Raw genomic sequence first — 18447 nt, 5'->3', positions numbered from 1 at the left:
CACTCAGATAATTATTTGTTACGAACGAGATAAAGCCTGTGCTACCTGTTTTGGTTTATCATCCTGTTTTTCAACAGGAATATCTTCAAACCCAAGTAGCAGTGTCACAATAAATGACATTACCACCGACAAGATCATGACTCCAAATACCCAAACGATACTCATCGGATTTTGTGGATCAAAAAACTGTACGCTGGTGAATAGACCCGGAGCGGCCATAGAGTGACTTGCTAAACCACCGATTCCAGCAATTGCACCACAGAAAAATCCAGTGATTAAACAAGCGATTAAAGGTTTCTTAAGACGTATTACTACGCCATACAGTGCAGGCTCTGTGATCCCGGCGACAATCGCTGAGGCCGCAGCGGCAAGTGCCGTCTGACGTAATTCAGGGTTTTTCGTCCGCCAAGCAACCGCCAGCGATGAGCCACCCAATGAGAGGTTGGCACCAATTTCAGATGGCATCACCATGCCTTCTTTTCCTGTCTCAGCAATTGTCTGAATAATGGTTGGAGTAAATACTCGATGCATACCCGTCATGACAAGCAGTGGCCAAATAGCTCCCATAATGGCGACAGATAACCAACCAAGATAGTCATGAATAGTGTAAACCAGCGCTGAAATGCCACTCCCAATCCAGACCCCCATCGGCCCAATCAGGATAATGGCAATCGGCGAAGCTATCAGCACAATGAGCATCGGTTTAAGGAAATTCTTTGTAACCGCAGGGGTGATTTTATCAATCCACTTTTCAATATAAGAGAGGATCCAAGTCATGCATAATGCAGGGATCACAGTATAGGTGTATTTTACTGGAGTAATTGAAATTCCAATAAAATCGACAGGTTGACCTTGCGCTGCTTTAGCCATTAATTCAATAAATGCTGGATGCACCAACACCCCTGAAATAGCAATGGCGAGCGACATATTGGTTTTGAATTTCAGTGCAGCAGAGGCGGCAACCATAATCGGTAGGAAGAAAAATGCCCCATCACCAATGACATTGAACAAAATAAATGTGGAGGAACTTTTTGTCAGAATGCCAGACATCTCGAGGATCATGGCCAGTAATTTTACCATTGACGCGCCAATAATCGCAGGGATCAGCGGTGACATCGTGCTGATTAAAGCATCGAGAATACCGCTTCCTACACGGCGAAAAGACCAGCTTTTTTTAGCGATAAGTTGAGTTTCCTGCACAGCTCCTTCTGGTAGCAACTTGATCACTTGCTCATAAACCTTTGAAACTGTATTACCAATGATGATCTGATACTGTAAGTCCATCTTCACTACACCCAGCACACCATCGATACTTTTTAAGCGTGCAAGGTCAACAGGCTTATCGCTTTTCAATACAAGCCGCAGACGGGTCATACAGTGAGTAATAGCAGTGATATTTTCACTCCCGCCAATAGCATCAACAATTGCACGGGAAACAGCCACATAGTTCTTTGACATAATTAAATGCTCTCTTGTAATCACACTTTTCATTCAGCGGTATGCAGCTATACCCGTAACGAATACATATTCTGGTTTTTTGTAAACGCACCTAAACCTATGTATTAATAGATATTTAATATCATTGCTTAAGTGTTTATATTACTGGGCAACAAATAGGTAACCGGTTACATATAATATTTAATATATTTGAAAGTAGTTCAAGACGTTTATTATTTTAATTGTTTTTATGTGACAGTTTTCACGTAATAGGATTGGGTTTTGGCTGGGATCCGCTTTGGTAGTGACATAGACCTCTGCATCTCCCTATATAAAAGTGTAAAATGATTTTGATATCAATTTGTCAGGATAAAGATATGTCTACAATGCAGGAAGTAGCGAAACGGGCAAACGTATCAAAAGCGACAGTTTCGCGAGTACTATCTGGAAAAGGCTACACCAGCGAGGAGACCAAAGTACGGGTCTATCAAGCCATTGAAGAAACCGGCTATCGTCCTAATTTACTAGCGCGTCACCTTTCAACCAGCAAATCCGCCTGCATTGGTTTGGTGGTGACCAATAATCTTTATCAGGGCAGTTATTTTAATGAAATCCTGTCACAAGCAGCAAAAAAACTAGAGGACAACGGCCGGCAACTGCTCCTTGTTGATGGAAAGCACAGTGCAGAGGAAGAGCATGCTGCGATTCAATTTTTGCTCGGATTGCGTTGTGATGCGATTATTGTATATTCACGCTTTCTGAGTATTAGCCAGATAGATGAAATAATTGATCAACATACCCAACCGATTATGGTTGTGAACCGTAAACTGAGAAAAAATCACAGTCACTGTGTTGTCTGCGATCATAGGGGCGCCAGTTTTAATGCGACACAGTATCTCATTTCCCGAGGGCATAAAGAAATTGCCTTTATCACTGGTTCAATGGACTCGCCAACCGCGATTGAACGCCTGTCTGGTTATAAAGATGCCTTATCTGCCAATGGTATTGATATTAATGAGTCACTAATTATTTCTGGTCACTGGACACCATCTTGTGGTACTCAGGCCGTAATAAAATTACAGCAGCAAGCGACGCCTTTCACCGCTATTCTAGCCAGTAATGACGATATGGCCATTGGTGCAATCAAAGCGTTGGATGATACAGGTATAACCGTTCCACACCACGTTTCCGTTATCGGTTTCGATGATATTCCATTAGCCCCCTTCCTAAAACCTGCTTTATCCAGCATTAAAGATCCCATAAGTGCAATGATTAATGAGGCGATCCATCGCACTATTTCGATGCTTGATGGTGGCTATTTTTCAAAAGAAAACATCTTTACGTCTGAATTGAAAATAAGGGATTCAGTCGCTGATGGCCCTTATTTGTAGCGACTCACTATTGATCTCGTATGAATTTGGTGGCCATCAATGAGTTTGTTACAAGTTCTGATATTGGATTTGGCTTTAATTATGTGTATCTCTATCTACACATTCTTTATTAATTGAGCCTTTGACAAGATATTTGGCTTACCCAAAACCAGCATTACCACAAGAAGCGCAGATAACTTAATAATACCAATACGCCATCCATCATAAGGATGGCGATTACTTAACTCTTAACAAAAAATAGAGAGAATCTTTTCGCTAGTGGCAGAACGACCAGTACGGTAGGAAAAGCAATTATCCATGATAACATCCAAGAACTTAACCAAGGTGCTAGCATTTCACTATTCAACCCTAACGCTTTAACTGTACTGATTAAAGAAACAATACCACTCATCACTAATGACAAGAAAAAAGGGATCAAAAAGATCAGTGCTCTGGTGGGAAGTTTAGGTATTCCAAAGAGGGTATTTTTATTTTGTGAAGACATCGTGCAGACTCCAAATAAGACGAACACAACAGCATATAACTGTTGCATGACAAGTTATATGCGTTGATTAACGTAAACGCTTACGAGTCCTTAGACTAAAAATCAGCCTGTATTCTATATATAACAATTTTGTTGTCAAACTGGATTACCATTTAATGGTTTTATTTTTATCAATAAAATGAAAACTAACCTAAATATTATTAACAGTAATCCAGAATAATAACGCTATATTATCAATTTTGATTACCACTGATCACCGCCACGAAAATCACAGTAAAGCGAAGCGGTAAAATCAACCTCACCATCCGCTTTCCAGCCCATGACTCCGCCTTCTTCTTCAATAGAACGGATATAGCTCCCTTGTTTCAATTCAAACAACTTACCTTTCCAGATTTGCCATCCAACCGAATGATACAATTTTTGTCCATCATCTGAAGCCGACAGCAGCCCTAATTGATAACACGAAGCTATAATTTTATTGGTTTGCAGCATCAATTGCCGCCCAATACCTTGGCGACGATAACTTTGTTCAACTACCATCGCTTCAACATACCCTACAGAGATAGGCGTATTATCTAGGGCCATATGGCGTTGAATAATTGCAACATGACCAACCAATTTTTGTTGATCAAAAGCCATGACGTGCATTCCACCTAAAGTGTGCGCGAAATCGTCATGCGAAAAATCGCCTTCAAAACCTTCAATTAATAAATCGTAAAGCGCTTCTTTTTCACTCAGTGTCAATTGGCTGGTATGCAGACTGCGGTATTCTATGCCCATAAAAACCTATATTAAAGTCGATTAAAGATACCGATACATTATAACGCCATTGAACCACCAAAAAGCGAAACAATCGTGCACTTTTCTTCACTTAACAGCTTATTATGGCACCGTATGTCGCTCGATTTGCTTTTTAATAAACGAATAAAGTTGCTGAAACTCTTCTTGTGAAGAAAACACTCGTGTAGGGAAAATAATAAAATCATTATCTCCAACCTGGACAAATACCAAATCTTCTTGCACATCAACCTTGTTAACTCGAGGCCATAACACCTTATACATACTGTTATCTTGAATGGACTCAATAAAATAACGGTTAATTTTAATATGTCTAATATATGTCTCATCATTTTGCTCTTTGTGTTCATATTTTTTCATAAAATATTTTTCTAACACACTAGAAAGAAGGAGCGCCATCACTGCTGTGACAATAAATGCTAGGGCTGTGCCACTCATTCTTTGTAAGCGAGCCATACTCGGGTCTATCTCTGTCGATAACAACAGCAATAATGCAATAGCAAAAAAGAATAATAAACCGATGACAAGACTATACAAGCTTAGATTGGCTATATTAAGGACCCAATGATAGGGTTTAGCCACGCTTATCACTTTGTTTGCTTTTATATACTTTTGTATTTTTCGTATTTCAGAAATAGAAAGTGAAAACTTGATGTCATAACGGTCTTTCATCTCACTAATGCCCCCAAACATTGGCTTTTAGTCTATTTTGGCAAGTATCACTATAGAGATATAAAAATGATATTTCCTCATGAAATATCACCCATAATAGTCTTATTCAGACACGTTAAGTTATGATAACAACAATATTTTCACCATTCTATGAAAGGAAAATTGACTAAATCGTATTGGTGAGTTTACCTCTAACAATAACCTTTGCTGGCTTCGCTGTTTCATCCGATGCCCTTCTCACCGCCATGTTAATCACTTGCCAAGAGATTTCTTGCAAATCGTGCGAGATACAAGGGAAGTTAAAACCATAAATTGATGAATAAGAGACCTCATCAATACTAAACAGTGAAACATCATCACGTAATGAAATTTGATGCTTAATACAAGCCTTGATGATCCCCAAAGAAATCTGGTTATTACAGCCGACAAAGAAATCAGGGGCACTGTTTTTTTGTAGATAGCTATCCGTTACTTTATAAGCTTCATCCATCAGAAAATCTGCATATAAAATTTCAACCTTATCGACACTTCCTTGTAATGCAGCTTTAAGCCCTGTCACCCTATCCCGTGCGACATTAGAATCTTCGGGTCCTGAAACAATGACAACACTTTTTGCCTCTTGTGACTGTATAAAACGCCCGGCTTGCAAACCACAGTCTAAATTATCAATATAAACACCACTACAGTGCTTAATATCAACTTCTCGGTCGACTAAAATAACGGGGATATTTAGCAGCTCAAGCTGCCGAAAATAATCGGGCTTATAAAAACGATCAGACGAAACCACAGAAAGAATGATGGCGTCAACATTATAACCTATCAACTTTTCAATGATACGCGCCTCATTTTCCTTTGACTCATAAGAATCAAAAACCAATGTGTCGTACCCTACTTGATAGGCTTCTTGTGTCATCAACTTCGCTAAACCACCAAAAAATGGGTTCCCCATATCGGGGCTAACAATACCAATCGTTTTTGATGACTTAGCACGTAAATTGCGCGCTACGGCATTAACGACATAACCGATTTTGTCTGCCGCCTCTAAAATCCTTTTCAGCGTCTCGGGATGAACTTTATCTGGCTGAGAAAAAGCGCGTGATGCGGTGATTTTGCTGACATTAGCAAGCGCTGCGACATTTTCTAATGTCACTTTCTGTGACTTATGATCGGCCAATTTCATCTCCTTATTAAATTAAGTATCATTTCGTACCATTATAGTATCATTTAATCGTTTCAGTCATGCAAAACCGTAATATTATTCGACCCCTTCTAAACGTCGTACTCTTGGGTCGGTAAAAATATCAAATTCATCACGACTTTCACTTGAGAACTCAGAAACAACCGCTCCCATACTGCCAGCTTTAAACCAATGTAATGTATTAGGTTTTATCGTATACTGCTCTCCCGGTTTGAGTAAAATAAAGCGGTCACACTGATACCACTGCTCATCACCTTCTGGTTTAGGGCAAATCGGTTCCCCCGATTCATTTTTATTCAATGTTAACGAATCATCATCAACAAATAGGTATACTTCCCCCCACCGACAACGAAAAGTTTCTTGCTTACCCATTGAAGAGCCAAACGGTGGATGCCGATGCTCAGGGCAAACCTGATGGGGAAACAGCACCAACTCTTTAGCACAATAACGTTCGCTATTACAATAAGTTAACAGTTGTAAGCCTGAACGTGGATAGTCTGGTAATCCAAAACTGGCGATCTCAATTCGTGCTTTTTCTTCTTCTGTGAGACGGATATGTGCTTTTTCCAGAAAATTAACGACTTGCTGCCGATAGTGTGCTTTATTCATGCTCTGCTCTCCTCAATGATACCGATAACATTATAACGGCATCCCCCCCTCAAAAAATGTGATCAGGTAGCCTATTCTTCCGCTTTTGTTTACAAAAATGCCACTCATTTAATGAAACTATAACCTGCGTCACATAAAAATAATAAAATTCGATCTAATATCCGCATCATAAAAATGATATCGATACCATAAAAATGAGCCAGAGGTAATCATGAAAGCATTAGTACTCGAAAAAGCAGGGAAAATTTCTATTCAAGATTGGCAAAGTCCTGAAGTCCTTGGAGAGGATGATGTCGAAATTAAAATTCATACCGTAGGTATTTGCGGTAGTGATGTTCACTACTACCAACATGGTCGTATCGGCCCCTTCGTCGTTGAAAAGCCAATGATTTTGGGCCATGAAGCATCCGGCGTAATTACCGCTGTTGGTAAAAATGTCACTCATCTAAAAGTTGGCGATCGCGTATGTATGGAACCCGGTATTCCTAATTTACAATCCACGCAATCGCGCGCTGGCCTGTACAACCTCGATCCCGCTGTACGCTTTTGGGCGACTCCTCCTGTTGATGGTTGCCTACGCGAGAGCGTTATTCATCCCGCTGCGTTCACTTTTAAATTACCTGAAAATGTCTCTTTTGCTGAAGGCGCAATGGTTGAACCACTCGCTATCGGTATGCAAGCCGCGACCAAAGCTGAAATCAAGCCCGGTGATATCGTACTCGTTATTGGTGCGGGAACTATCGGTATTATCACTGCGTTGTCTGCACTCGCTGGCGGCTGTTCAGATGTCATCATCTGTGACCTCTTCGATAAAAAACTGGAAGTCGCTAAACAATATCCAGGCCTACACCCTATCAATAGCAAAGATACTCAAGCTATCGCCGATAAAGTTAATGAACTCACTGAAGGTAATGGGGTGAATGTCTTATTCGAATGCAGCGGAGCGAAAGCGGTGATCGCTAATATCACTGAGCATATGGCACCGGGTGGAACTGCCGTATTAGTTGGTATGCCAATTGATCCTGCGCCTTTAGATATTGTTTCAGCGCAAGCGAAAGAAATTACGTTTAAAACCATTTTCCGTTACGCAAACATGTACCCACGTACTATCCGCCTACTCAGTTCCGGTAAGCTCAACGTAAAACCTTTGTTGTCAGCCACTTATAAGTTTAAAGACAGTGTTGAGGCTTATGAGCGTGCAGCTGAAGGCCGTCCAACCGATATTAAGATTGTGCTGGAAATGGAGTAATACATGACATTGTATGCTGGGATCGATTGCGGTACACAAAGTACCAAAGTCGTTATCGTGGATAGCGAAAGCGCACAAATTTTGGGTGAAGGCTCTGCGCCTCACCCACTCATTAGCGAAGCATCTGGGCGCCGTGAACAGCATGCTTCTTGGTGGACAGACGCACTTGTCAGTGCGTTTCACCAAGCGCTCAATAATGCCAGTATTGATGGTAAAGAGATAGCCGCAATCGCCGTTTCAGGCCAACAACATGGTTTTGTGCCTTTGGATGCCCAAGGCAAAGTGATCGCACCGGTTAAACTGTGGTGTGATACGGAAACAACGGCAGAAAACCAAAAGATCATTGATGCTTTAGGTGGCACTGACGGTGCGTTATCTCAACTCGGACTCATGCCTCAAACAGGTTATACCATTTCTAAAATTTTATGGTTGAAAACTCACCACCCTGAACTTTGGGAACAGTTAGAGACGGTATTACTGCCACATGATTACCTCAATTTTTGGCTAACGGGCGTTCGTGTGGCTGAATTTGGTGATGCATCTGGTACTGGCCTGTTAAATATTCGTACCCGTGAATGGGATGTTCATACCATCAATCTAATTGATGATTCAGGCCGTCTACAACGAGCTTTACCTCCACTTGTCACTGCTGAAACCTGCATTGGCACCGTACTTCCTGAAATCGCCCATAAACTTGGCATTTCGAGCCAAACGAAAGTGGCATCAGGCGGGGGTGACAACATGATGGCTGCAATTGGTACTGGTAATATTATACCGGGTATCATCACCATGAGCTTAGGTACCTCTGGCACACTATTTACTTATTCGAATACACCTGTTGTCGCCGATTCAGAAATGATTGCCGGTTTCTGCTCTTCAACCAATGGTTGGCTGCCTTTGATTTGCACAATGAATGTCACATCAGCCACCACGACGATACAAAAATTTTTGAATCTTGATCTTAATGGTTTTAATCAGGCCTTAGAGCAAACAGAGCCGGGTGCTAATGGGTTACAAATACTGCCATTTTTCAATGGCGAACGTGTTCCTCAGCTGCCTCTCGCTAAGGCGAGCATCCATAATATTGATAGTAATAATTTAAATGCACAAAATTTGAGCCTTGCTGTCGTAGAAAGCGCCACTTATGGTTTGCGCTTTGGCATTGATTTATTCCGTAAACAAGGGATACAAACCAACGAAATCCGCCTAACTGGTGGCGGGGCTAAAAGTGCCAAATGGCGTCAAATTGTCGCGAACATTATGAATTCCCCTGTTATTTGTGTGACTAACAGCGAAGCTGCCGCACTGGGAGCGGCTATTCAAGCTGTTTGGTGCGACACCTTAACAGAGCAAGATAATAAAACAGAATTATTAGCAAAAATTTGCCAGCGTTTCGTTCACCTTGATGAGGGCACGCTGGTCAATCCTGATAGTGAAAAAGTTTCTCGCTATGAAGCTTTATATCAAGACTATCTTTCGTTACTCCAAACTGAATATCCAGAGGTGGCTGTATGACAAACTCAGCGGGCATTCAGGCGGATGAACTTTTACATATTACTGGGGTTAAAAAATCGTTTGGGCCAGTCGTTGCGCTGAAAAATGCGCAATTTAGCCTGAAAAAAGGATCTATTCATGCTTTATGTGGCGGCAATGGCGCAGGTAAATCGACCTTTTTAAGTATCCTAATGGGGTTCATTCAGCCTGACTCAGGCGACATTTTTGTGAAAGGAAAACGGTGTCACTTTCATCAACCAAAGGATGCACTCAATGCCGGTATAGCGATTGTTCAACAAGAACTGAGTTCGATTCCTGATCTGACAATTGCAGAGAATATTTGGTTAGGTCGCGAGCCTAAAAAACTCGGTTTCGTTGATTTCAAAAAAATGAATCAACTGACAGCAGATTTAATGGCTGACCTACATTTTGATCTTTCGCCAACAGAAAAAGTGCGCAATCTCAGCGTTGCTGAACAACAACTGGTGGAAATTGCTAAAGCACTTTCTCACTCAAATGCTGACATCATCATTATGGATGAACCAACATCCGCAATAGGTGAAGAGGATGCGCAAAAAATCTTTGATGTGATTACGCGTTTAGCTCAAAAAGGCAAAGGGATTATTTATGTTTCCCACCGCCTATCCGAGATATTCCAAATCGCGGACACTTTTTCGATTTTCCGTGATGGCACATTTATCACTGAAGGGGCGATTGCCGATATTACTCGCGAACAATTAATTGAGCATATTATCGGTGGCGAATTTAAAGATGAATTCGCCAAATTCAACCAACCAACTAATGAAACTATTTTAACTGTCGAACAATTAAGTTGGCTCAATAAAATAAAAAATATCAGCCTCACCCTGAAAAAAGGCGAGATCCTTGGAATATATGGGCTGGTTGGGTCGGGCCGTAGTGAGTTTCTTGATCTTATTTTTGGTATTGAACACGCCTCATCGGGAACCATTAAAATTAATGACATCCAATTAGGGAAACACTCCCCTCAAGATGCCATTAAAGCGGGCATTGCTTATGTCACTGAAGACAGGAAAGAAACGGGGTTAATGCTGGGTCGTTCAATTAACGAAAACATTAATATCGCTTCATTCTCTGATATTAGCCGAGCGAGTTTTATCAATGAGAAGAAAGAGCAAACTCGTGCAGATGACATGATTAAACTCTTCAACATTAAAACACCAGATGCCGATCAACTTGCAGGAAATCTTAGTGGTGGTAACCAACAAAAGGTTGTCTTAGGCCGTTGGGCGCTTCTCGACCCTGAAGTGATGCTACTCGATGAACCAACCCGTGGAATCGATGTGGGAGCCAAAAAAGAAATCTATCGTTATATGTCGGAGTTCGCTTTAAAAGGCAAAGGGATCATCATGGTTTCTTCTGAACTGTCAGAAATTATCGGTATGAGCGACCGCATTATTGTATTCCGTGATGGTGAATTAGCTGGTGAGTTATCGGCAACTGAAGCAACTCAAACAGAATTAATGAAACTTGCTGTTTAATTCAGCACATTGGTTTTTATTCAAAAAATAAAGAGAAAAACTATGAATAGTACTTACTCTACGCCAACAACGGGGATGTCCTTTTTAGCCCGCAATAAGAAAAACATGCACAAGTACGGCATTATCATGGCTTTCTTTGTACTTTGCCTAATTGTTGCTGTGATAGGTGAAGTGCAAGTTGCGCGCGGCGAATGGACTAACAACTATTTTCTTAGTCAAGACAATATGTTGATTGTCTTACGCCAAATATCAATTAACGGTATCTTAGCGATTGGCATGACCTTCGTCATTATCACCGCGGGGGTTGACTTATCGGTTGGCTCAGTCCTCGCTCTGAGCGGTATTGTAGCAGCGCGTTTTGCAACCACAAATGCAGGCCTATCCATTGGCGACACCGCGAATGCCGTTATGATGCCAATGATCATCGCATTAGGCATTGGTATCATCTGTGGTCTCATTAACGGAACTATTTTAGCAAAATTCAACCTACAACCGTTTATCGTGACCATGGGGATGCTCTCCGCTGCCCGTGGCCTAACCCTATTAACTACCGACGGCAACCCCGTATCACAACTCAATAATGACTTTAGATGGTTAGGTAATGGCTATATCTTTGATATCCCCGTGCCCGTCGTCATATTAATCGTGATCTTTGCACTCGCTTGGGTATTGCTAAATAAAACAACATTTGGTCGTTATGTCTATGCGGTTGGTGGCAATCCTAAAAGTGCAAGAACATCCGGTATTAGTGTCATCAAAGTCAAAGTGCTGGTTTATACCCTGTGTGGTGCATTGGCAGGTATTGCTGGGCTGATCCTTACCGCAAGAACTGGCTCTGCACAAACCAGTGCCGGAGGAGCCTATGAACTAGATGCTATCGCTGCCGTCGTTATTGGTGGAACCAGTATGTCTGGTGGCGTTGGTACACTGGTTGGCACCTTCTTTGGTGTGCTAATTATCGGCGTTATGAACAATGGATTAGATTTGTTGGGTGTCCCCTCTTATTACCAACAAATCATTAAAGGTGCGTTGATCGTCATCGCAGTTCTGCTCGACCCTTCACGTAAACAAAGACGTGACTAATTAAAACAACACTGACCCTCACTGTGAAAGGTATCATAATGAAAAAAATGACTAAAATTGCAGCTCTTACCACTGCACTATTCATGAGTAATATGGCGCTTGCAGCCAAAGAGGAGCCTGTCAAAATTGCTATTTTGATGTATGGCATGAAAGCTGAATTTGTTCAATTAATGGAAAAAGCCGCCAAAGAGCACCCTGCGGTTAAAGAGGGTGAAGCGGTGATCACCGTTTACGATGGTCGCTATGATCCGATGGTGCAAAACAACCAAGCGGAAACAGCAATTCAGACTAAAGCAGATGCTATCATCATCAACCCAATGGATTATGAAGCGAACATTGATGTCGTCACTATGGCAAATGATGCCAAAATCCCTGTGATCGTGACTAACGCACGCCTCAACACGGATAAAATGACCGCTGAAGTTGTTTCTGATGACGTTTTAGGTGGTTATATGGAAGCAAAAACCGTCCTCGATAAAATGAACTGTGAAGGTAATGTTGTGATTATCGAAGGCCCTAAAGGGGGTAGCGGTGAGATCCAACGCGGTGAAGGTAACGATAAAGCTATCGCTGAATGTGGCCCCGGAAAAATTAAAGTATTAGAACGCAAAACAGCTAACTGGTCACGTGCAGAAGCAATGCCACTCATGGAAAACTGGTTACAAAAACACCGTGGCAAAATCAACGGCGTCATCGCTCAAAACGATGAAATGGCTTTAGGTGCTATCGAAGCCATTAAAGGTGCTGGCCTTGATGTAAATAGCTTTGCTATTGCTGGTGTGGATGGTGTTTCTGATGCGATCCTAGCAGTGCAGAACGGAGAAATGGTTTCTATCCTACAAGATGCCAATGCTCAAATGCAGGGCTCGATTGATATCGCAATGAAGTCAGTCAAAGGCGACAGCTATCAACCCAAATCAGCTATTTGGAAACAATATGCCGATCAACTGCAATGGAATGACGGTAAAGATAAACGTTACCAAATCCCTTGGACTGTAGTCACAAAAGACAATGCGCAACAACTGTTAGACGCACGTAAGTAAGTTATTTTTATCGCCACTCATACTTTGGGTGGCGATATTCAGCTCACATTATGAACAATCGGTAATTTCGTTATTTCCAATTCCGCTTCCCCTATTTTCGTGCATTCGACCTTTTCCCCATCCTTATAAATAAAATAGTAACGTTTATGATCCCCTGCCTTTTTCACTAATGAATCACCATTTAAGAAATTATAAATTTTATAGTTTACATTGTGTTCGTTATAACTAATGGCCGGGTGAGAGACAATAAAGCGGCTTCCCCATTTCAATGTGCTAATTAAATAATTTGTATGTAGTACGGTCATCACTCCCCTTTCAGGGCATTTAAGATCATATTCTTTCATCGCTTGCACAGGTAAACAAATCGCACACAACATCGCAATCGAAATCCCCTTTTTTAGCATTTTCCCTCCGTATTATTAGCTTATTAATATATTACTCGCATCACCATTCGGGTTTTTATGAAAACATTGCCTCTACACAATTGCAATATTTTTCCTGTGAAATCATAGCGCTATTCTATTTATAAATAGAAAAAATCGATATTACATATAAGAAATATAGGTATAACAGGGAAAGGCGTTGGAAAAGAATTAGGGGCGAATAAGAGCAAAATAAAAAACGAAAATACCCTACCACCTAAATGTTGAGATGGCCTCACAGAGCGTGAGGCCATCAGTGATATTATTTATTTTTCCATATCAATGCTGTCGGCATTGACATCTTTAATATGATCCCGCGTTAAACGGTAAACAACCGGACTTAACAATAATAGAGCAATCAAGTTCGGTATCGCCATCATCGCGTTTAAGGTATCTGCAAGTAGCCAAACAAAATCAAGAGATTGGGTTGCACCAATCGGTAATGCAATAAGCCATAACACCCTAAAGACCTTAATTGCCCTCACCCCAAATAAATATTGCACACATTTTTCACCGTAAAAACTCCATCCTAGGATAGTGGTAAAAGCAAATATGGCTAACGCAACGGCAACAATATAATTCCCACCGGGGATCGCTGATTGGAAAGAAGATGCGGTTAGTGTCGCCCCTGTTTCACTTGTTAACCATCCACCAGTAATAATGATAGTAAGACCTGTTACCGAACACACAATAATGGTATCGATAAAAGTACCTAACATTGCGATCAACCCTTGGCGGATCGGGTTTTGTGTTTTTGCCGCAGCGTGAGCAATAGGTGCACTTCCCAAACCAGCCTCATTGGAAAATACGCCACGCGCAACACCAAAGCGAATTGCCGCCCATACAGCAGCACCTGCAAACCCACCCTGAGCCGCAACCGGTGTAAATGCTGAGGTAATCACTAAAGAAAATGCAGCTGGGATCTCCGTAAAATTGAGCCCTAATACCAATAAACCTGCACCAAAATAAGCCACGGTCATGAATGGTACGAGTTTCCCTGCAACATCAGAGATACGACGCAATCCACCAATTAACACAGCACCAACTAAGATTACAAGTGCCCCAGCAGTCAACCATTTATGCACGCCGAAGTTACTTTCCAGCACATCGGCAACAGAGTTCGCTTGTACAGTATTCCCAATTCCAAAACTGGCGCAAGCACCAAAAAGAGCAAATAATGTACCTAACCAAATCCATTTAGGCCCTAAACCATTTTTGATGTAATACATTGGGCCACCAACATATTGTCCATACTTATCGACTTCTCGAAAACGTACCGCAAGCACAGCTTCTGAGTACTTTGTGGCCATACCAACCAATGCCGTGATCCACATCCAAAACAGCGCGCCTGGCCCTCCCATCACCACAGCGGTGGCAACCCCTGCGATATTACCAGTACCGATTGTCGCCGATAATGCTGTCATTAACGCATTAAAAGGCGATATTTGCCCTTCACCCCTATCCTCATTTTTCTGAAACAGTAACTTAAACCCTGTACCCAATTTACGGATTGGCAAAAATGCCAATCGGAGCTGCATATAGATCCCAACACCGAGGATCCCAATCAACATGGGAACTCCCCACACAATACCGTTAAGTTCTCCTAACCAAGCTGTTATCAGTTCCATTCTGCCCTCACATAAGCTGTATTCACTTTATTCTTTATCCGTCTGTCACAATTCAATAACATTTCTGTATAAAATTTAATAAAGACGATAAATCTATTAAGTGCGAGAAAAAAATGTCTTAAATAGCAAGATAAGTTAAAGAATGTGAGTAATGTCACCTCGTTGCGATTAGAAATTAAGCTTTTGTTAGACAATATGTGAGCTTTGCTACTCAAGAGTTCAAGAGTAGCCTATTAACATTTAATGATATGAATGACAGGTTTTAACGAATATTCTTATTTTATCGGAACAATATTCAATGATTAAATTAATTTTAATTTAATCATTATTTCTCAAAACGCTATTCCATCCTATGAAAACGATTACAAATTAAATAAGATTATGTATTATTCAGTCAGTATATGCTGACGTTATATGACTATCGAATATAATGAAATTCACCCTTTCAGAAAGGATTCCACGATGATTGGCAATATTCAGCAAACAAAACAATGGCTATGGGGATTGCTTTTCTTATTGTTCTCTATTCCCACTTTTGCGAATACACTTTCTATTCCCACGATGACCAGTCACGTCGTGGATGAAGCACATTTATTAACAACAGAACAGCGCGATAGTTTAGCTCGACGGTTAGCGCTATTTCAGCAACAAACTGGGTCGCAAATTGCCATTTTAATCGTAAAGAGTACTTCCCCATTAGATATTGAAAGCTATGCAGAAAAAGTATTCAATCAATGGAGGATTGGCCGTATAAATATTGATGACGGTGTTCTTTTACTCGTCGCTGTCAATGACCGTACAATGCGTATCGAGGTGGGTTATGGGTTAGAAGGGGCAATCAGCGATAGCCTTGCAAAGCGTATTTTAGAATATGATTTTATACCTGAATTTAAGCGCGGTAATTATGCAGGAGGTCTCAACCGTACTATTGATTCCCTAATCGCCTTAATAAAAAATGAGCCACTCCCTGACGCCAAAACTCCTAGCTTTTTTATTTCTAAACAACCTGCTCCCTTTGGTTTATTAGATGCTTCACTTGCTATCGTACTAGCGGCAAGCGCTTATATCTGGCTTTTTATCATATATCATCTTATTAAATTACATAAACTTAAGGCTGCAATTCCAATCGCTATCATTCTCTTGTTAACTGCTTACACTGGCGGCTTTAATAACCCCGCAGGTAATGGCATAAAGTTTGGAGAAGATTTTTTATATACAGAATTACCACGTTGGAGCCAATTCCTTTTTCTCAAAATACTACCCACCTGGATGGTGTTCATCCTCGCTTTCACTATGTTTGTTGCGATATTTCTACTTTTATTTTTGGCTGTTGCTATTATTTATAAAATACTTGGCCTCATTATTAAGTCAGAAAAAAAGCGTCTTTCGATTACTATTGCCTTCTTATTTACTGGTTTTATTTTTCTATTTGCACTCGTCATATCAGAAGGTGATTTTGTTATTTCATCCGTTATTTCAAGTAGTGTTGGTTGCATCATTGGCATTGGTCATTATTTTGGTTTTATCAATGTGTACATTGGTGGGAGCAATAATAATGGCCGAGGCGGCAGTGGTGGAAGCCGAGGCGGTGGCGGATTTAGCGGAGGTGGTGGCGGGAGCTCCGGTGGAGGCGGCTCTTCAGGGTCGTGGTAAATTTCCTTAAGACTACGCCATAGTAGCCATTCACGGGATACGCCTAACACGAGATTTCAAGTTAGGTTGCTAAAATAACAATTTATACCCTCTTATAACTGGCTTTTAAAAATTAAAAGCCAGTTATACTCTGAGAGGGCGATTCTTGGACACGGACTAAAGCTCCTTTATAAAAATTTCGCTATCAATAGAATGACACTTCCGTCGTACTATCTTTGATTAACTTAATGTCCTGACCATTTTCATTTATTGTTAGTTCAAAATGACACTTATGTGCAATATTTTGGCTATTGTAATCACATTTAGAGTCTACTTGTAGAATAGTCTGACCTAACACACGAATTTTCATTAACAGATCAAATGGCTTAGTGATATCTTTCCCATATGTAATAATGGTTTCAGATATTACTTTATTATCTTTGTAATATTTTATCGTTGTTGGTAGTTTAAACTCATTATAATTATTTTCGCTAAACTTTGTTTTATTATCTGCCAATACAGAGCCGATAATAATCCCTTCTTTGTTATATCGATATATCAGTTTTCCATTATTATCCTTTCTTGATAATATCGTACAGTTATTACCGATTTCCATTTCTACAGGGCCATTATTATCCCTACCAACTAATTTATTTTTAACTCTCTCAACAAAGAGATAATTATGTACACCACTGAGGTATTCATCCTTTTTTTGGTTTAAAGCAAAACTATCTATGCAGCCATCACGACCAATTTTTAACAATGACTCATAGTTAATAGACTTGTCTTTATTGTAAACGACGGACCTAATTTCTTTAACATTTCCTTTAACTGGATTAAAATCATAGAGTTGTGCCATGTTGAACACAACAGGATTATATTGTTGCTTTTGAAATGCCAAAGATTCAGAAGCGATAAAAAAAGTAATTAGCGGTGTAATTGCCAATAGGTATTTATTACTCATTTTTAATTTTATACCTCTAAACGACTTGTATGCTGTGGTTTATTTTCAATAATCATTAATTTAATTTATTATCAATATAATATTTTACATAAAAATCAGTTAGTTAATAAAAAACATTACACGTAATAATAGCATGTATGCCCCTAAATATGCTAATGGTAACCACCTAAATAAATAAGATTTATCTCATCTTTTCGAGCCATCCGATGAGCAAACTTGAGTGAAATTTAAGCAAAAAGACACTTAAATTAGGAAAAATAACTTTTAATTATATTATACTTACGAAATATTCCAAGCACTGTAAAAATATCTTTACTCTTATAAATCCGAAGTCATAGTATGCATAGAAACAGGTACTGTTGTTAAGGTTAAATGGCTTTAATTTTCACACCCCAGAATATTGATATAAGTAAAAATAACTATATTTTCATTCACTCACCATCAAGCGTAATAAAATAGCTTATCGCTCATCATTTAATTTGATAAAAAAATTACTACTCATTAACATAAATGTTCAATGCACAATCATTATAAATCGATAACATCAGAACATGTGCAAAGTGAGATGAGTGATGATGGCATAGCGACAAAATCATCCTTTCCGCAATTCCCCGTCTTATCACACACCAATCTATATCATACGGTACTTTTTATGGTCGAAGTGATTTGCGCAGTTCAGAAGATTAGATACCTAAATGTGAAGAAATTGCCATAACACTATTCACCTCTTTATATGGCAATATGGCGCCACCCGACGTTCATAGATGAAGAGCACACCGAGGACACGTCTTGATCGCTTATGTATCCCCTCTTTAGCTATAGA

General features: G+C 40.2%; 16 protein-coding genes. 7 read left to right on the top strand and 9 right to left on the bottom strand.

Annotated features, from left to right (window positions below; all coding sequences use genetic code 11):
• Positions 1–18: 18 nt before the first annotated feature.
• Complete coding sequence (gene ascF, locus PSF11_RS01980) at positions 19–1458, bottom strand: PTS cellobiose/arbutin/salicin transporter subunit IIBC (RefSeq protein WP_040132984.1); 1440 nt, start codon at positions 1456–1458, stop codon at positions 19–21.
• A gap of 356 nt (positions 1459–1814) precedes the next feature.
• Between ascF and PSF11_RS01975 the strand changes: the two genes are divergently transcribed.
• Complete coding sequence (locus tag PSF11_RS01975) at positions 1815–2828, top strand: LacI family DNA-binding transcriptional regulator (protein WP_036943676.1); 1014 nt, start codon at positions 1815–1817, stop codon at positions 2826–2828.
• A 220-nt stretch (positions 2829–3048) separates the two neighbouring features.
• On the opposite strand, the gene PSF11_RS01970 is transcribed toward PSF11_RS01975, so the two are convergent.
• The 5 genes from PSF11_RS01970 to PSF11_RS01950 all read right to left on the bottom strand — a co-directional run bounded on the left by PSF11_RS01970 (position 3049) and on the right by PSF11_RS01950 (position 6589).
• On the bottom strand, positions 3049–3312 hold the full coding sequence (locus tag PSF11_RS01970) for a DUF2798 domain-containing protein (protein WP_014657992.1): 264 nt from the start codon (positions 3310–3312) through the stop codon (positions 3049–3051).
• Between the two features lie 243 nt (positions 3313–3555).
• Complete coding sequence (gene aac(2')-Ia / locus PSF11_RS01965) at positions 3556–4092, bottom strand: aminoglycoside N-acetyltransferase AAC(2')-Ia (protein ID WP_004918308.1); 537 nt, start codon at positions 4090–4092, stop codon at positions 3556–3558.
• A 102-nt stretch (positions 4093–4194) separates the two neighbouring features.
• On the bottom strand, positions 4195–4782 hold the full coding sequence (locus PSF11_RS01960; RefSeq protein WP_225829641.1) for a YcxB family protein: 588 nt from the start codon (positions 4780–4782) through the stop codon (positions 4195–4197).
• A 166-nt stretch (positions 4783–4948) separates the two neighbouring features.
• On the bottom strand, positions 4949–5962 hold the full coding sequence (locus PSF11_RS01955; RefSeq protein ID WP_171830839.1) for a LacI family DNA-binding transcriptional regulator: 1014 nt from the start codon (positions 5960–5962) through the stop codon (positions 4949–4951).
• A 75-nt stretch (positions 5963–6037) separates the two neighbouring features.
• Positions 6038–6589, bottom strand: a complete 552-nt coding sequence (locus tag PSF11_RS01950) for a D-lyxose/D-mannose family sugar isomerase (RefSeq protein ID WP_004918301.1) — start codon at positions 6587–6589, stop codon at positions 6038–6040.
• A gap of 211 nt (positions 6590–6800) precedes the next feature.
• On the opposite strand from PSF11_RS01950, the gene PSF11_RS01945 reads away from it, so the two are divergent.
• The 5 genes from PSF11_RS01945 (at position 6801) to PSF11_RS01925 (ending at position 12978) form a co-directional block, all read left to right on the top strand.
• On the top strand, positions 6801–7838 hold the full coding sequence (locus PSF11_RS01945; RefSeq protein WP_272682730.1) for an NAD(P)-dependent alcohol dehydrogenase: 1038 nt from the start codon (positions 6801–6803) through the stop codon (positions 7836–7838).
• 3 nt (positions 7839–7841) lie between these two features.
• Positions 7842–9353, top strand: a complete 1512-nt coding sequence (gene xylB, locus PSF11_RS01940) for a xylulokinase (protein WP_072502960.1) — start codon at positions 7842–7844, stop codon at positions 9351–9353.
• Entirely contained in the window at positions 9350–10852 is a 1503-nt protein-coding gene (locus PSF11_RS01935) for a sugar ABC transporter ATP-binding protein (RefSeq protein WP_061064186.1), read from the top strand. The genes xylB and PSF11_RS01935 overlap by 4 nt, the downstream gene beginning before the upstream one ends.
• A gap of 42 nt (positions 10853–10894) precedes the next feature.
• The gene (locus PSF11_RS01930) at positions 10895–11935 is read left to right on the top strand and encodes an ABC transporter permease (protein ID WP_036943664.1); all 1041 of its coding nucleotides are present in this window, start codon (positions 10895–10897) and stop codon (positions 11933–11935) included.
• Between the two features lie 83 nt (positions 11936–12018).
• On the top strand, positions 12019–12978 hold the full coding sequence (locus PSF11_RS01925) for a substrate-binding domain-containing protein (RefSeq protein ID WP_376738367.1): 960 nt from the start codon (positions 12019–12021) through the stop codon (positions 12976–12978).
• A 38-nt stretch (positions 12979–13016) separates the two neighbouring features.
• On the opposite strand, the gene PSF11_RS01920 is transcribed toward PSF11_RS01925, so the two are convergent.
• Positions 13017–13382 carry a hypothetical protein gene (locus tag PSF11_RS01920; RefSeq protein ID WP_004918288.1) on the bottom strand — a complete coding sequence of 122 codons (366 nt, stop codon included), beginning with the start codon at positions 13380–13382 and terminating at the stop codon, positions 13017–13019.
• A gap of 284 nt (positions 13383–13666) precedes the next feature.
• A complete protein-coding gene (locus PSF11_RS01915; protein ID WP_004918286.1) occupies positions 13667–15028 on the bottom strand; it encodes an alanine/glycine:cation symporter family protein in 1362 nt (453 codons plus the stop codon).
• 462 nt (positions 15029–15490) lie between these two features.
• On the opposite strand from PSF11_RS01915, the gene PSF11_RS01910 reads away from it, so the two are divergent.
• A complete protein-coding gene (locus tag PSF11_RS01910; protein WP_072502959.1) occupies positions 15491–16681 on the top strand; it encodes a TPM domain-containing protein in 1191 nt (396 codons plus the stop codon).
• A gap of 184 nt (positions 16682–16865) precedes the next feature.
• Here the strand turns inward: PSF11_RS01910 and PSF11_RS01905 are convergent, their stop codons facing one another.
• Positions 16866–17624: a YnfC family lipoprotein gene (locus PSF11_RS01905; RefSeq protein WP_004918281.1), complete on the bottom strand. Its 759-nt coding sequence runs from the start codon at positions 17622–17624 to the stop codon at positions 16866–16868.
• Between the last annotated feature and the right edge of the window lie 823 nt (positions 17625–18447).

The sequence above is a fragment of the Providencia sp. PROV119 genome (assembly GCF_028482435.1).
GTDB lineage: Bacteria > Pseudomonadota > Gammaproteobacteria > Enterobacterales > Enterobacteriaceae > Providencia > Providencia stuartii.
The sequence above is the reverse complement of the archived record's forward strand: the minus strand, read 5'-3'. Positions and strand labels throughout refer to the sequence as shown.

What these genes read in the sequence shown, in the direction of transcription:
- ascF (WP_040132984.1), bottom strand. Translation starts at nt 1,458, where the DNA reads ATGTCAAAGAACTATGTGGCTGTTTCCCGTGCAATTGTTGATGCTATT.
- PSF11_RS01975 (WP_036943676.1), top strand. Translation starts at nt 1,815, where the DNA reads ATGTCTACAATGCAGGAAGTAGCGAAACGGGCAAACGTATCAAAAGCG.
- PSF11_RS01970 (WP_014657992.1), bottom strand. Translation starts at nt 3,312, where the DNA reads ATGTCTTCACAAAATAAAAATACCCTCTTTGGAATACCTAAACTTCCC.
- PSF11_RS01960 (WP_225829641.1), bottom strand. Translation starts at nt 4,782, where the DNA reads ATGAAAGACCGTTATGACATCAAGTTTTCACTTTCTATTTCTGAAATA.
- PSF11_RS01955 (WP_171830839.1), bottom strand. Translation starts at nt 5,962, where the DNA reads ATGAAATTGGCCGATCATAAGTCACAGAAAGTGACATTAGAAAATGTC.
- PSF11_RS01950 (WP_004918301.1), bottom strand. Translation starts at nt 6,589, where the DNA reads ATGAATAAAGCACACTATCGGCAGCAAGTCGTTAATTTTCTGGAAAAA.
- PSF11_RS01945 (WP_272682730.1), top strand. Translation starts at nt 6,801, where the DNA reads ATGAAAGCATTAGTACTCGAAAAAGCAGGGAAAATTTCTATTCAAGAT.
- xylB (WP_072502960.1), top strand. Translation starts at nt 7,842, where the DNA reads ATGACATTGTATGCTGGGATCGATTGCGGTACACAAAGTACCAAAGTC.
- PSF11_RS01935 (WP_061064186.1), top strand. Translation starts at nt 9,350, where the DNA reads ATGACAAACTCAGCGGGCATTCAGGCGGATGAACTTTTACATATTACT.
- PSF11_RS01930 (WP_036943664.1), top strand. Translation starts at nt 10,895, where the DNA reads ATGAATAGTACTTACTCTACGCCAACAACGGGGATGTCCTTTTTAGCC.
- PSF11_RS01925 (WP_376738367.1), top strand. Translation starts at nt 12,019, where the DNA reads ATGAGTAATATGGCGCTTGCAGCCAAAGAGGAGCCTGTCAAAATTGCT.
- PSF11_RS01920 (WP_004918288.1), bottom strand. Translation starts at nt 13,382, where the DNA reads ATGCTAAAAAAGGGGATTTCGATTGCGATGTTGTGTGCGATTTGTTTA.
- PSF11_RS01915 (WP_004918286.1), bottom strand. Translation starts at nt 15,028, where the DNA reads ATGGAACTGATAACAGCTTGGTTAGGAGAACTTAACGGTATTGTGTGG.
- PSF11_RS01910 (WP_072502959.1), top strand. Translation starts at nt 15,491, where the DNA reads ATGATTGGCAATATTCAGCAAACAAAACAATGGCTATGGGGATTGCTT.
- PSF11_RS01905 (WP_004918281.1), bottom strand. Translation starts at nt 17,624, where the DNA reads ATGAGTAATAAATACCTATTGGCAATTACACCGCTAATTACTTTTTTT.